The sequence below is a fragment of the Nocardia otitidiscaviarum NBRC 14405 genome, from assembly GCF_000308635.1.
GTDB lineage: Bacteria > Actinomycetota > Actinomycetes > Mycobacteriales > Mycobacteriaceae > Nocardia > Nocardia otitidiscaviarum.
The window spans coordinates 61,823-75,136 of the sequence record NZ_BAGD01000068.1 but is presented as its reverse complement, the minus strand read 5'-3'; the positions used below and the strand labels follow the sequence as shown (position 1 = coordinate 75,136).

Below are 13,314 nucleotides of genomic sequence, written 5' to 3'. Positions count from 1 at the left end.
CAGCGGGGTTGCCGTCGCGCCGGCGGTCGAGACGGCGGCGATCCTTGGCGCTCTCGCCGGTGTGCACGACCCGGAGATCAACCGCCCGATCACCGAACTGGATATGGTCGCGGGGGTCGACATCGCGCCCGGCAACCGGGTTACTGTACGGGTGCTGCTGACGGTGGCCGGATGCCCGATGCGGGCCAGGCTCACCCGCGATATCGAAGCAGCGGTGCTCTCGGTCCCGGGAACCGCCTCCGTCACTGTCGATTTCGGAGTCATGACGGATACCCAGCGTGCGACGCTCCGGCAGCGGCTGCGCGGCGGCGACACCCCCGTCATCCCGTTCGCCCAGCCCGGCAACCGCACCCGCGTCTACGCGCTCGCCTCCGGTAAGGGCGGCGTCGGAAAGTCCAGTGTCACCGTCAATCTCGCCACCGTACTGGCGCGGCGCGGGCTGCGCGTCGGCATCCTCGACGCCGATATCCACGGTCACTCCATACCGTCGATGATGGGCAGTACCGCCACACCCACCCAGGTCGACCGCATGATAATGCCCCCGACCGCACACGGTGTCCGGCTCATCTCCATCGCCATGTTCGTCAGCGACAACGAACCGGTCGTCTGGCGCGGACCCATGCTGCACCGCGTACTGAACCAGTTCCTCGCCGACGTCTACTGGTCCGACCTCGATGTCCTGCTCATCGACCTACCGCCCGGAACCGGCGATATCGCCATCTCGCTCGCCCAACTGCTGCCCACGGCGGAGATGATCGTCGTCACCACCCCTCAGCACACCGCCGCCCGCATCGCCGAACGCGCCGGAGCGGTCGCCACGCAGACCGGACAACGAGTCGCGGGAGTCATCGAGAACATGTCCTGGTACGAAGGCCCCGACGGCACCCGCCACCTGCTGTTCGGCTCCGGTGGCGCCGAGGACGTCAGCGCTCGGCTCACCGACATCCTCGGCGCCGACTGCCCCGTCCTCGCGCGCATCCCCCTCGACCCCGACGTGTGCGCCGCAGGCGACGAAGGCATCCCGATGGTGCTCACGCACCCGGAATCCGCTGCTGCCCAGGCGATCTCCGTACTGGCCAATCGTCTGGACGCACGTCGAACCCGTCTCGCCGGTCAGCGCCTCGCGGTCGCGCCGGTCTGAGACGGGCTCGGTGCGCGACCGCTCAGCTCTGCTTCCACGCACCCGCCGCGATCGCGTCGCGCACGTAGTCGTCGAAGTCCTTCGGCTCGCGTCCCAGCAGTTCTCGCACGGTGTCGGTCACCGTGGCATTGCGGCCGTCCAGCAGGGTCGCGAAGATGTCCAGCATCACGGCCACCTCCTGGTCCGGCATGCCGAACTCCGATGTCAGCACCGCCCCGAACTCCGCACCGCTGACCGGGATGTACTGGATCTCACGACCGGTCGCCGCGCCGATCGCGGCCACCGCGTCACCGAAGCTCAGCAGCCGCGGGCCGGTCAGGTCGTAATCCCGGCCCGCATGCCCGGCCTCGGTGAGCGCGGCGACCGCCACATCGGCGAGATCGCCGGAATCGATGAAGGGCTCCAGGACCTGACCGGCCGGGAAGGCGAGCGCGCCGCCGAGGATCATGTCCGTGAACACGCCCTCATCGAAATTCTGGTCGAACCAGGCCGCTTGCAGCACAGTCCATTCCGCACCGCTCTCCCGCACCGCCCGCTCGGCCGCGGCCGCCTGGTCCTCGCCCCGGGCCGACAACAGCACCAGCCGCCGCACGCCCTTCGCGACCGCCAGCTCACTGAAGGCCCGGATCGTCTCTCCCGCACGCGGATCCCCGATATCCGGGGTGTACATCAGGAAGGCCGCCGACACGCCGTCCAGCACCGCGTCCCAGCCATCCCGGTCGGCCCAGTCGAACGGCACCGCCGCCGACCGGGATCCGATGCGCACCGGGTACCCGGCGGCGCTCAACCGCTCGGCCACCCGCCGCCCCACCTTCCCGGTTCCCGCGGTGACGAGAATGGTCTGCGCTGCTGCTTGTTCGTTGTTCGAAGTCATACCTCTACTCAAGCCGCCCGAGCGCCGCGCAACCATCGTCGAGAAGCTCGCCCCCATACGTGGCCGTCTTGCGAGCGGCCGCCCCGCCTGTGTGTCTCAGGCGGGCGAGTCACCCACCAGGTCGACGAGTCGCCGCAGGGTTGCCAGCTGCTCCTCGAACGGGGTCTCCAGCTTCGCCAGCAGTGTCGACATGCCAGCCGCCCGAAAGCGTTCGATGCGATCGGCGATGGTCTGCTCGGTGCCGACCAGATTGGTGTGGCTGCCCAGCTCCAGCGGTACCGCGCGGCGGGCCTCGTCACGGTTGCCCGACTGCCACAGGTCGGCGACGCGCTCGACGGCGGCACCGAAACCCAGGCGGGTGAACGCCTCGTTGTAGAAATTGCGGCCCGCCGCGCCCATGGCCCCGATGGTGAAGGCATAACCCTCGGCGTGGCGTCGAATGCGTTGTGCCGCATCGGCTTCGTCGTCGGCGAACTCGACGGCGACCGGCGCCACCAGGTCGAGGTCGGCGAGGGTGCGGCCTGCCGATTCGGCACCCTCGCGCAGCGGGTCGAGGAAGACCTCGGCGGTCTCGGGAATGAAGGCGTTGCCGAGCCAGCCGTCGGCGGCCGCGCCGGTGAGCCGGAGGTTGGCGGGTCCCATGGCGGCGACGTAGACGGGCACCTCACGAGGTGCCACCAGGGGGCGTAGCGCGCGGCCCGCGCTGTCGGGCAGCGGCAGGGTGTAGACCTCGCCGTCGTAGCGCAGTGGTTCGCCGCGGCTGATCAGGCGCAGGATGTCGATGGTCTCGCGGGTGGTGCGCACGGGCTTGCGGAAGCGCACGCCGTGCCAGCCCTCCATGACTCGCGGGCCGGAGACACCGATGCCGAGGCGGAAGCGGCCACCGGACAGTTCCTGCAGACTCAGCGCCGACGTTGCGAGCAGTGCCGGGGAGCGGGAGCCGAGCTGAACGACGAAGGTGCCCAAGCCGATCGAGGTCGTCTGGGCGGCGAGATAGGCCAGGCCGGTGAGGGCGTCGTACCCCCACACCTCGGGCACCCACAGCGAATCGACGCCGAGCCGTTCGACCTCCCGCGCGAAGTCGGCGGCTCCGGGGAGGCGGGGTTCGATGACTACGCCGATCCGTAGCGGTTTCCTCGGGAGCTGCTTGCTCAGGGAGTGCGTCGCGACCATGTTCTATGTTATAGATCATAGTGACTGTTGTCGGAAACCCGAGAGGCCACACCGTGCGCTACCGCGATCAACCGATCATCGAAGTGTCCGAACGTGTTTCGTGCACCCCCGCGCAGGCGTGGGCCCTGGTCACCGATATCACGCTGCCGCCTCGGGTATCGGATGAACTCGAGTCGGCGGAATGGCTCGACGGCGCGGATCGGGTGGCGGTGGGCGCGCGGTTCCGGGGCACCAACCAGCACAGCGCCATGGGCACCTGGTCCACCGAGTGCGAGGTGGTCGAGGTGGAGCCGGAACGACGCTGGGTCTGGCAGGTGCACGGACCCGAGGGTGTCAGCTCCACCTGGGGATTCGAGGTGGATCCGACCCGGTCGGGTGTGATCGTGCGCCAGTGGGGGCGGCTCGGACCGGGCCCGTCCGGGCTGAGCTACGCCATCGACGCCATGCCGGACAAGGAAGCCCGCATCATCGCCAACCGGCTGGCCGAGTGGGAACGCAATATGCGCGCCAATCTGGCCGCCGTCAAGGCGACCTTCGAACCGCGGGAGCCCGAGTGACCGCGCGCGGCAGAACCAAGCAGAAGATGCTGCTGGGCGCGGTGGAACTGCTGCGCGAGCGCGGCTCGGCGGGCGTCACCATCGACGCGGTGCTCACCCGCACCGGCACCCCGCGCGGATCGGTCTACCACCATTTCCCCGGCGGGCGACGCCAATTGCTCAGCGAGACCCTGCAACTCGCGGCCGACACCATCGCCGACATGATCGAGAGCGCCGCCGCCACCGGCCCCGCCGCGGCCATGCACCGCTTCGTCGAATTCTGGCGTCACCTGCTGCTCACCTCCGACTTCCACGCGGTCTGCCCCGCCATGGCGGTGGCCGTCGGCGGCACCGAGGACGATCGCGCCCTCCACCCCGAGGTCGCCGCCATCACCACCCGCTGGCACACCGTCCTCACCACCTCCCTCACCACCGCCGGCCACCCCGTCCCCCGAGCGACCCGCCTCGCCACCCTGACCCTCTCCGCCCTCGAGGGGGCCATCATCCTCTGCCGCACCTCCCGCACCCTCCAGCCCCTCGACGACGTGGCCACCGAACTGGAACCCCTCCTGGCCGAGCCATCGTCACCAGGCTGAAGGCCACCGGCTCGGCGCGCGTGAACGGCGACGAGTCCGTCGCCGGCGCTTCAACGATGCGGTCGAAACCCTGTTGGGGCACGATTCGTTTCGCGGCTCGGGCCCGCACCTGGCCCGAGGACTACCACGCGTGCATGTGGGACGATTTCGTCCTGGTCTCGTATCGATACGCCGCACGCTTGTCACTCACGGTGGACGACTGAGGTACGGACGGCGCTTCCCCTATTCGACGCGGATCCAGTGCAGGCGATTGACGAGGACCTGGTCGCCGACGGGGGTGGGTGGGGTGCTGAGCACCAATCGGTCGTCGGACAGGTCGACTGTGCGTCGCTGCTCGGTGCCCGCCCAGTTCGGGAACAGGCTCATGCGCAGGGTGTGGACGACGGTATCGCCCTCGATGCGGTATTCGCCGCAGTAGGCGATGTAGGTCGCATAGGCTTGGGCGCGTTCGGGTTCGGGGCCGCCGAGGGCATTCGGGGTCGACAGGTGCGGGCGGTCGGGGCGGGACAGGTGGCCGCTCATCCAGCCGCCGGGGGTGTAGATCACGGAGCCGTCGGGGTGGTCGCCGAACGGTCGGGTGACCGTGCCGGTGGGGTCGGTGGCGGTCCACGCCGTCAACCGCCACCGACCCACCAGAGCACCGGAGTCCATGGGGTCGATGCTAGTCCGGGACGCGAAGCACGCTAGGTCGGATGGCGGGTGAAGACACTGTCCCGCGGTCGGCCGGTCCGGCACCAGGGGCGAAGGGCCTCTGTTCACACGGGTTGCCCGGCACCCGGGCCGGGGGACGAAATGCCCTGGTAGGTCGCCGCGCACCCGATATGGAATGGGGGTATGCGCCCAGCCGAACGTTCGTATGACCGAGTCGTGCCGCGGGCGGCCGCGGAGATCGACGTTCCGGACGTGGTCACCAATGCCCATCACGGGCTGTCCGCCCATGAGGTGGTGCTGCTGCTCGAGACCGATCGGCATCGCGGACTGAGCCGACCCGAGGCCGCCAAGCGGATGGCACGGTTCGGCCCGAACACCTTGCCGGACGCACCGCGTGCCGGGTGGCCGATGCGTCTGCTGCGTCAGCTGCACAATCCGCTGATCTATGTGCTGCTGGTCGCCGGTGTGGTGACCGCCGTGCTGGCCGAATACGTGGACTCCGCGGTGATTTTCGGCGTCGTGGTGATCAACGCGCTGGTCGGATTCGTTCAGGAGTCGAAGGCCGAGGCCGCGCTCGAGGGACTGCGGTCCATGGTGCGCACCCAGGCCAGGGTGGTACGCGACGGCGGCGAGCGGACGGTACCGTCCGACGAGCTGGTTCCCGGCGATCTCGTCCTGCTCGACGCGGGTGACAAGGTACCCGCCGATCTGCGGTTGATCCAGGTGGCCGAACTGCGCGTGAACGAATCGGCGCTGACCGGTGAGTCCGCGCCGGTCGCCAAGGACGAGGTGGTGCTGCCGGAGGGCACCCCGGTATCCGATCGCCGCAATATGGCCTATTCGGCGACGCTGGTCACCGCCGGAAGCGGTGCGGGCATCGTGGTAGCCACGGGCGCGGAAACCGAGGTCGGGGCGATCCACCGGCTGGTGGGTGCGGCCGAGGACCTGGCCACGCCGCTGACCCGAAAACTCTCCAGGTTCAGCAGGATTCTGACCGTCGGCGTTCTCGTGCTGGCGGCGGCGACCTTCGCCGTGGGCTATCTGCGCGGCCAGGACGCGGCCGAGATGTTCACTGCCGCCATCGCACTCGCCGTGGGCGCGATCCCGGAGGGCCTACCGGCCGCGGTCACCATCACCTTGGCCATCGGCGTATCACGGATGGCCAAGCGGCGCGCCGTGATCCGGCAGCTCCCGGCGGTGGAAACCCTCGGCAGCACCACGGTCATCTGCTCGGACAAGACCGGCACACTCACCGAGAACCAGATGACCGTCACCACCATCTGGACACCGGACGGCCGGTTCGAGGTCAGCGGAACCGGCTATGCCCCGACCGGCACCATCGGCGAATCCAGCGGCGCGACAGCCGATTCGGAACAGCATCAGGCCCTGCGCTGGACGCTGCTGGCCGGTGCCGCCTGCAATGACGCCACCCTGCACCGCGACGACGGCCGGTGGACGATCGTCGGCGATCCCACCGAGGGCGCGCTGCTGGTGGCCGCCGCCAAGGCCGGTCTCGACCGCGAGCGCATCGCGCGGCTGCTGCCCCGGGTGGCGACCATCCCGTTCAGCTCGCACCGCCGCTATATGGCCACCCTGCACCGCGATTCCGGCTCCGCATCCGCCGCCGATCGGGTGGCGCTGGTCAAGGGCGCGGTCGAACAGATCCTCGACCTGTGCCCCACCGCGCTGCGCGCCGACGGCACGACCACGCCGCTGGACCGGGACGCCGTCCTCACCGCCGCCGACGAGCTGGCCGCACGCGGTCTGCGCGTGCTGGCCACGGCCGTGCGACCGACCGCCGCACCCGCGGAGTTCACCGTCGACTCCCTCGCCGCAGGACTGATCTTCACCGGTTTGCAGGCCATGCTCGACCCCGCCCGTTCCGCGGTGCCCATCGCCGTCGAGTCCTGCCGCAGCGCGGGCATCGCGGTCAAGATGATCACCGGCGACCACGCCGCCACCGCCGCCGCGATAGCCACCCGAATCGGCCTGGTCGACCCCCGGGACGACGAATCCGCGCTCACCGGAGGCGAATTGGATGCCCTGCCCCCGGAGCGGTTCGCCGAGACGGTGGACCGCACGCATGTCTTCGCCCGCGTCTCCCCCGAGCAGAAACTGCGCCTGGTCGAAGCGCTCCAGGCCCGCGGGCACGTGGTCGCCATGACCGGTGACGGCGTCAACGACGCCCCGGCGCTGCGCCAAGCCGATATCGGCGTGGCCATGGGCGCGGGCGGGACCGAGGTGGCCAAGGACGCCGCCGACATGGTCCTCATCGACGACGATTTCGCCACCATCGAGGCGGCCGTCGAGGAGGGCCGCGGCGTCTTCGACAACCTGGTCAAATTCATCACCTGGACGCTGCCGACGAATATCGGTGAGGGGTTGGTGCTGCTGGTCGCGATCGCGGCCGGTGCGGCGCTGCCGATCCTGCCCACGCAGATCCTCTGGATCAATATGACCACCGCCGTCGCCCTCGGGCTCATGCTGGCCTTCGAACCGAAGGAACCCGCCATCATGACCCGCCCGCCACGCGATCCCGGCCAGCCCCTGATGACCGGCTCACTCGTGCTGCGGACCCTGCTGGTGTCGACCCTGCTGGTCGCGGGCACCTGGTGGCTGTTCGAATGGGAACTCGCCCACGGTGCGAGCCTGGCCGAGGCCCGCACCGCCGCGGTGAACCTGTTCGTAGTGGTGGAGGCGTTCTATCTGTTCAGCTGCCGCTCGCTCACCCACTCCGCGTGGCGGATCGGGCTGTTCTCCAATCCGTGGATCACCGGGGGTGTCGCGCTGCAAGCCGTCGGTCAGGTCGCCATCACGTATCTGCCGGTCATGAACACCGTCTTCGACACCGCCCCGATCGCGGTCGACTCCTGGCTGCGGATCGCGGCCATCGCTGCCGTCGCCAGCGCCGTGGTCGCCGTCGACAAGCGGCTGCGGCGGCCGAGCCGCTCGAGTGGAACTACGCAGTCGATCGAGTAGTCGCGCGCAGGCGCCGAGCTGCTGGTCGGCGTCAGGATCGACAGCGTCGTGGTTCCTGGACGGAGGTCGATGATGAACCGCTCGGCACTGCTCATCGGTCAGCTGCTCGTCGTGCTGCTCGCGCTCGGGGTGCGCGTGCTGGCACCGGGCTGGTGGCTGGTCATCGTGTTCATGTCACTCGGCGTGGTCGCCGTGATCGTGTTGGCCCCGCTGTTGGTGGCGGTCTCGGTCGCCGCCGCGCTCGCGCCGACCCTACGCCCGCGCAGTCTGCTGGCCCTCGCGGCCGCCGATCTGGCCCTGCTGGCCTTCGCGCTCACCCTGCCGGACTTCACCGATGTCCCGGATCGCTATCCGGTGCCGGTGGCGACCCTGGCCACCGGTGACGGGGAGGTCTCGCGGGCCGCGGCGGATACGTTCGGCACGGTCGCCGGCTGCGCGGTTCTCGCCTACGTGGCGGCGGCCGCGCTCACCGTCGTCTTCGCGGTGCTGGATCAGCGACGTACACGGCGCGGCACCCCGCCACCCGGCTTCCCCACCCTCGCGGTCGCCTGAACCCGCTCAGTTCACGCACGGAATACCGTCGCCGATCGACCCCGTCACCGGCTTGCCCGCGGTGGGGGTCGAGGCAGTCGTGGTGGTGGCCGAAGACGTTGTGGTACTCGCGGTTTCGGCCGCCTCGTCCGCATCGGCGCTGGGCGTGGTGGTCGGCGGGGGTGCCGGCAGCCCGAAGGCGGTGCGGACTTCCCGTTCGATGGCGTCCGGGTCGATGATGTTCACGTCCTGGCCGTTGACGGTGGCGTAGCGCAGCACCGGCAGCGTGCGGAACTCCACCGGAATCGAACCCGCCCGGCCGAGGGTGTGGGCGAACTCGAGCAGGTTCCAGCCCTTGGACAGCATCATGTCCGCATGGGCGACGTCCACGAGTCGCTTCAGCTTGCCCAGATCGGTGAAAGTGCCGGAATCCTGCAGCGACTTGGCGACCGACATGAGGAATGCCTGCTGGCGGTGGGTGCGGTCGAGATCGCCGTTGGGCAGGCCGTGGCGTTGGCGCACGAAGGCCAGCGCCTGCGCGCCGTCGAGATGCTGGCGACCGGCCGGGAAGACCGCGCCGGAGTAGTAGCTGTCGTCGACGGCGTCGACGAGGCAGACCTCCACGCCGCCGACGGCATTGGCCAGGTCGTAGAACCCGGCGAGGGAGATCTCGGCGAAGCGGTTGATCGGGACACCGGTGAGCGAGCGCACGGTCTGCACGATGGAGGCGCGCCCCGCCTCCCGCCCGCGATGCTCGAGCTCGACCGGGTCGGTCACGCCCTGCTCCATCAGATCCTGTTCCACCGCGGCCTTTTTCAGGCCGTACGCTTCTTTGATCTTGACCTTGCTGTAGCCGGGGATACCGGAGACGTCGACATAGTCGTCGCGCGGGATGGAGAAGGCCACGATCTTGCTCAGATCCTTCGGAATGTGCACCAGGATCAGTGAATTCGCGTTGTAGCCGCCGACGTCGCTGTCCCCGGCGTGCAGGGCGTCGAGGATCTCGCGCGGCAGGTCCTTGCCGTCGAAGTCCTTGCGCGTATCCAACCCGATCAACAGGATGTTGAGGTCGCCGTCGAGGGCGGCGACATCCTCGTCGCTGAGCACATCCGAGCGCGCGAAACCGTTATCGAGCCCGGCCGAGGCGTACCAGCCCACCCCGGTCACCCCGACCACGACCGCCGCCACCGTCGCGGTGAGCAGTCGCACCAGCCCGCGGGCGCGACGGGCCCGCACCGACCGCACCGGCACCGCACGGTGCCGCGGCCCGCGGGCGTGACGCGGTCCGTAATGGGCGGACGGATTGCGAGGTTTGTCGGGCATCACCTTCGAGTGTGTGACGCAAAGCTGTGAACAGCCTGAATGAGCAGACCAACCGGTTGGTGATGCCGGACACGGCGACTCCTCGGCAATCCGCCCGGCCCACCGCGATCAGGCCGGACGCGGCAGCCCGCGCACCGCGGTGGCGGTGGCGCAGCGCAGTGCCCGCGCGGCCAGGTCCACGCAGGCCGCGTGGTCCAGCGTCCGCACGGCGGCCTTGATCAGCGGGACGGCGGCGGGTGCGACACTGAGCTCGGTGACTCCGAGACCCAGCAGGATCGGCACCGCCACCGGGTCGGAGGCCAACTCGCCGCAGACCGCCACCCGCGCCCCGCCCGCACCTCGGCAGACCATGTCGATCAACCGCAGCACTCCCGGATCGAGGGCGTCCGCCAACGCGGCCACGGCCTCGTTGCCCCGCTCGACCGCCAACGCGTACTGGGTGAGGTCATTGGTGCCGATGCTGAAGAAGTCCACGTGCTCGGCCAGCTCTGCCGTTTTCGCCGCCGTGGCGGGCACCTCCACCATGATGCCGACCTCGAGCGAAAGCCCCTCGGGGGCCACCTCTTCCAGCATCCTCCGGCCCGCGTCGATCTCTCGTACGTCGGTCACCATCGGGAACATCACCCCGATCGGATGGTCCGCGGCCACCCGCACGACGGCGCTCAGCTGCTCGCGCAACAGGTGCGGATGCGCCAGGGCGAGACGGATACCGCGCTGTCCGAGAAAAGGATTCGCCTCCACCGGCTGAGCGAGGTACGGCAGTGGTTTGTCACCGCCCACATCGAGGGTGCGCAGCACCATCGGGCGTCCGTCGAAGGTAGTCGCCAGGTCCCGGTACACCTGCTCCTGCTCCGCGGCGGACGGGGCGTCGGCCCGGTCGAGGAAGAGGAATTCGGTGCGGACCAGTCCCGCGCCGTCCGCACCGCCGCGCACCGCGTCCGCCGCGTCCGCCACACTGCCGACGTTCGCGGCGACCTGGATCTCGACTCCGTCGCGGGTCACCGCGGGTTCCTGTGCGGCCGCACCGGCGGCGCGCCGCCGGGCCCGCTGTGCGTCGGCTCGCGCGGTGAATGCGGCGAGGGTGTCGGCATCCGGGGCGATGACGAGCTGGCCGGTATCGCCGTCGAATACCAGCAGCGTCTGCTCGGGTACGGTCAACACCTGCGGACCGGCCGCGACAACGGCGGGAATTCCCCTGGTGCGGGCAAGAATCGCGCTGTGCGCGGTGGGGCTGCCCTGCGCCAGCACGATGCCGGTGACCAGGTCGCGGTCGAGCCCAGCCACCTGCGCGGGCGTGAGATCCGCGGCCACCAGGATGCCCGCGCGGCTGGTGATCTCGGTGGTGTGCCCGAGCAGAGCCGAGAGCAGTTGATCACGCACCGCGCGCACATCGGCGGCCCGTGCCCGCTGATACTCATCGGGCAGCGCCGCCAACTCATCGGCGGCGCTGTCGAAAACGGCGGCGACCGCCACGGCGGCCGACCGACCCTGGGCAATGCGCGCGCGTACCGATGCGGTGAGGTCGTCATCGTCCAACAGCAGTCGGTGCGCCGCGAAGATCTCCCTGGCGGTGTCATCCGTCCGGGCGCGCGCGATATCGGCGTCGATGCGACCGCGCACGGTCGTGAGCGCGCGGTCGAAGTGTTCGGTTTCCACGGCGGGTGCCTCGGCACGGGTGTCTTCCAGATGGAAGTCGGTGGTATCGAGCCGCCATGCCGGTCCGATCCCGATACCCGAGGCCGCCGCCAGCGGACCGGTCCGCTCGGACTCGTGGTGACGCCACCCGGCCGACGAGGGATTGCCTTCGGACAGAGCACTTTCGGGGAGCGGCGTCGCGGCCGCAGTGCTGTCGGCCGCAGTGCCTTCGACCGCAGTGTTGTCGAATGCAGCTCTTTCGGTCGCGGTGCTCGCCGCGACACCCGTGGGCCGCTCGTCGAAGTGGCGCGCCGCCAGGTCCACGACGGCATCGACCGCCGCCTGTGCGTCCGGACCGCTGGCCGTGATCTCCACCTCGTGCCCGGCGCGCACACCGAGCGCCGCGATCCGGCTCAGGCTGCGGCCCGACACCGACGGCGATCCGGTACTCAGATTCCTGACCCGCACCCCGGCGTCGCGGCCGCTCACCGCCGCCACCAGCCGCGCGGCGGGACGGGCGTGCAGGCCGTGCTCGTTGGTCACCACGAAGACGGCGCGGACCGCATCCGGTGCCGCCGCGCCCCCTCCCCCGGCGGGGCGTACGCCCGACGCCGTATGCCGATCCACCATCGCAGCCACGCGCGCCCGTTCCCTCTCGGCCGTCGTCGACACTGCGGCAGGATCTCGACCGGCCGTCACCGACGCTTCCGCCGCAGCACGATCAGCCGCATCCGGACTGCTGTCAGCGGCTGCCGCCTCGTCCACAGGATGCGGATCGACCGACCCGGACACGTCCGCGCCAGCACACTCGACCGCGCCGGTCGGCGGCCGCTCGTGCTCGGACGCGGCCGCGTAGCCCGTCGCTGGTTCGCTGGCCCCCAGTTGCGACCGTTTCCCGTCCAGCGCGTGTTCCGCCTCGTCGGCCACCTCGTCGAGGTCGGCTCCCCCGGCGGCGGCTACGGCGGCGGCCACCAGGCCCTCGACCAGCGGGGCCGCGCACAGCCGTACCCGGTGCGGACCGTCGAGCAGGTCCAGGGCGAGTTCGGCGGACAGGATCGCGCTGCCGAGGTCCATGAGGATCAGGACGCCGGCACCGCTGTCGGCGGCCGTGATGGCGGCAGCGACCGCGGTGGCGTCGGTGCCGAGGGTGTGCTCGTCCAGTCCGGCCGCGATCTCGATGCGCACCGGACTGTCGTGCAGCATCTCGGCGGCCAAGGCCGCCGCGGACCGGGCGAGCGCACGGCTGTGGGAGACGACGACGATGCCGGTCATCGCACCGCCCGCCGGGCCGCGCGCAGCAGCAGCACCGCGCTGGTGGCACCCGGATCCTGATGGCCGACACTGCGTTCCCCCAGATAGGAGGCGCGGCCCTTGCGGGCCTGCATCGGCACCGTCGCATCGCGGCCCGTAGCGGCGGCCGTCACCATGGCGTCCAGGGCGGCCGCGAAATCCGCCCCGGCGGCCAGGCTGCGATCGAAAGCGTCGGCGGCCGGAGCCAGGGCGTCGTACATGGTCTTGTCCCCGGTCTGGGCCTTGCCGCGCGCCACCACACCGTCGATACCGGCGCGCACGGCCTTGCCGAAGGTGTCGGCGTCGAGTTCGCCGGTGGTGGTCGCGGCCATCCGCAGCAGGAAGGTGCCGTACAGCGGCCCGCTGGCCCCGCCGACCGAGCGGACCAGCACCATACCCGCCTGTTTGATCGCGGCGGCGGCGGAATCGGGAGCGGCGGAGTCGAATTCGGCCACGATCGCCCGCGCGCCGCGTTGCATGTTGCTGCCGTGGTCGGCGTCGCCGATGGCGGCGTCGAGGGCGGTGAGCTCGTCGGCATGCTCATCGATCAGCGCGGCGAATTCACGCATCCAGCGCTGCACGTCG

At 70.3% G+C, this 13,314-nt stretch carries 11 protein-coding genes; 5 read left to right on the top strand and 6 right to left on the bottom strand.

The annotated features are described in order from the left end of the window. Window positions 1-1,141: Mrp/NBP35 family ATP-binding protein (locus tag ON31_RS13680; protein WP_039813705.1), on the top strand; the 1,141-nt coding region annotated here is incomplete at its 5' end. A gap of 22 nt (window positions 1,142-1,163) precedes the next feature. Here ON31_RS13680 and ON31_RS13675 read toward each other — a convergent pair. Together ON31_RS13675 and ON31_RS13670 are read right to left on the bottom strand one after the other, a co-directional pair. After that, window positions 1,164-2,015 (bottom strand): NAD(P)H-binding protein, encoded by an 852-nt coding sequence (locus ON31_RS13675; protein WP_039813662.1) that lies wholly within the window; start codon window positions 2,013-2,015, stop codon window positions 1,164-1,166. A 96-nt stretch (window positions 2,016-2,111) separates the two neighbouring features. Next, window positions 2,112-3,188, bottom strand: a complete 1,077-nt coding sequence (locus tag ON31_RS13670; protein WP_051037202.1) for an LLM class flavin-dependent oxidoreductase — start codon at window positions 3,186-3,188, stop codon at window positions 2,112-2,114. 83 nt (window positions 3,189-3,271) lie between these two features. On the opposite strand from ON31_RS13670, the gene ON31_RS13665 reads away from it, so the two are divergent. Together ON31_RS13665 and ON31_RS13660 are read left to right on the top strand one after the other, a co-directional pair. After that, window positions 3,272-3,745, top strand: coding sequence for an SRPBCC family protein (locus ON31_RS13665; protein ID WP_306306415.1), 474 nt, complete (start codon window positions 3,272-3,274; stop codon window positions 3,743-3,745). Beyond that, window positions 3,742-4,320 carry a TetR/AcrR family transcriptional regulator gene (locus ON31_RS13660; protein WP_039813658.1) on the top strand — a complete coding sequence of 193 codons (579 nt, stop codon included), beginning with the start codon at window positions 3,742-3,744 and terminating at the stop codon, window positions 4,318-4,320. The genes ON31_RS13665 and ON31_RS13660 overlap by 4 nt, the downstream gene beginning before the upstream one ends. A gap of 222 nt (window positions 4,321-4,542) precedes the next feature. Here the strand turns inward: ON31_RS13660 and ON31_RS36650 are convergent, their stop codons facing one another. Beyond that, complete coding sequence (locus ON31_RS36650; protein ID WP_051037201.1) at window positions 4,543-4,971, bottom strand: lipocalin-like domain-containing protein; 429 nt, start codon at window positions 4,969-4,971, stop codon at window positions 4,543-4,545. A gap of 237 nt (window positions 4,972-5,208) precedes the next feature. On the opposite strand from ON31_RS36650, the gene ON31_RS13645 reads away from it, so the two are divergent. Both ON31_RS13645 and ON31_RS13640 read left to right on the top strand, forming a co-directional pair. After that, the gene (locus tag ON31_RS13645) at window positions 5,209-7,950 is read left to right on the top strand and encodes a cation-transporting P-type ATPase (protein ID WP_039813698.1); all 2,742 of its coding nucleotides are present in this window, start codon (window positions 5,209-5,211) and stop codon (window positions 7,948-7,950) included. A 69-nt stretch (window positions 7,951-8,019) separates the two neighbouring features. Then, on the top strand, window positions 8,020-8,502 hold the full coding sequence (locus ON31_RS13640) for a hypothetical protein (RefSeq protein ID WP_039813653.1): 483 nt from the start codon (window positions 8,020-8,022) through the stop codon (window positions 8,500-8,502). Between the two features lie 6 nt (window positions 8,503-8,508). Here the strand turns inward: ON31_RS13640 and ON31_RS13635 are convergent, their stop codons facing one another. The 3 genes from ON31_RS13635 to dhaL form a co-directional block, all read right to left on the bottom strand. After that, complete coding sequence (locus tag ON31_RS13635; RefSeq protein WP_051037200.1) at window positions 8,509-9,804, bottom strand: LCP family protein; 1,296 nt, start codon at window positions 9,802-9,804, stop codon at window positions 8,509-8,511. A 108-nt stretch (window positions 9,805-9,912) separates the two neighbouring features. After that, complete coding sequence (gene ptsP, locus ON31_RS36645; protein ID WP_039813651.1) at window positions 9,913-12,711, bottom strand: phosphoenolpyruvate--protein phosphotransferase; 2,799 nt, start codon at window positions 12,709-12,711, stop codon at window positions 9,913-9,915. After that, the gene (dhaL, locus tag ON31_RS13625; protein WP_051037208.1) at window positions 12,708-13,298 is read right to left on the bottom strand and encodes a dihydroxyacetone kinase subunit DhaL; all 591 of its coding nucleotides are present in this window, start codon (window positions 13,296-13,298) and stop codon (window positions 12,708-12,710) included. Before dhaL ends, ptsP begins: the two co-directional genes overlap by 4 nt. Window positions 13,299-13,314 lie beyond the last annotated feature (16 nt).

Bases quoted from the DNA above. Each gene is read 5' to 3' on its own strand.
- ON31_RS13675 (WP_039813662.1), bottom strand. From the start codon at position 2,015: ATGACTTCGAACAACGAACAAGCAGCAGCGCAGACCATTCTCGTCACC.
- ON31_RS13670 (WP_051037202.1), bottom strand. From the start codon at position 3,188: ATGGTCGCGACGCACTCCCTGAGCAAGCAGCTCCCGAGGAAACCGCTA.
- ON31_RS36650 (WP_051037201.1), bottom strand. From the start codon at position 4,971: ATGGACTCCGGTGCTCTGGTGGGTCGGTGGCGGTTGACGGCGTGGACC.
- ON31_RS13640 (WP_039813653.1), top strand. From the start codon at position 8,020: ATGATGAACCGCTCGGCACTGCTCATCGGTCAGCTGCTCGTCGTGCTG.
- ON31_RS13635 (WP_051037200.1), bottom strand. From the start codon at position 9,804: ATGCCCGACAAACCTCGCAATCCGTCCGCCCATTACGGACCGCGTCAC.
- ptsP (WP_039813651.1), bottom strand. From the start codon at position 12,711: ATGACCGGCATCGTCGTCGTCTCCCACAGCCGTGCGCTCGCCCGGTCC.
- dhaL (WP_051037208.1), bottom strand. From the start codon at position 13,298: ATGCGTGAATTCGCCGCGCTGATCGATGAGCATGCCGACGAGCTCACC.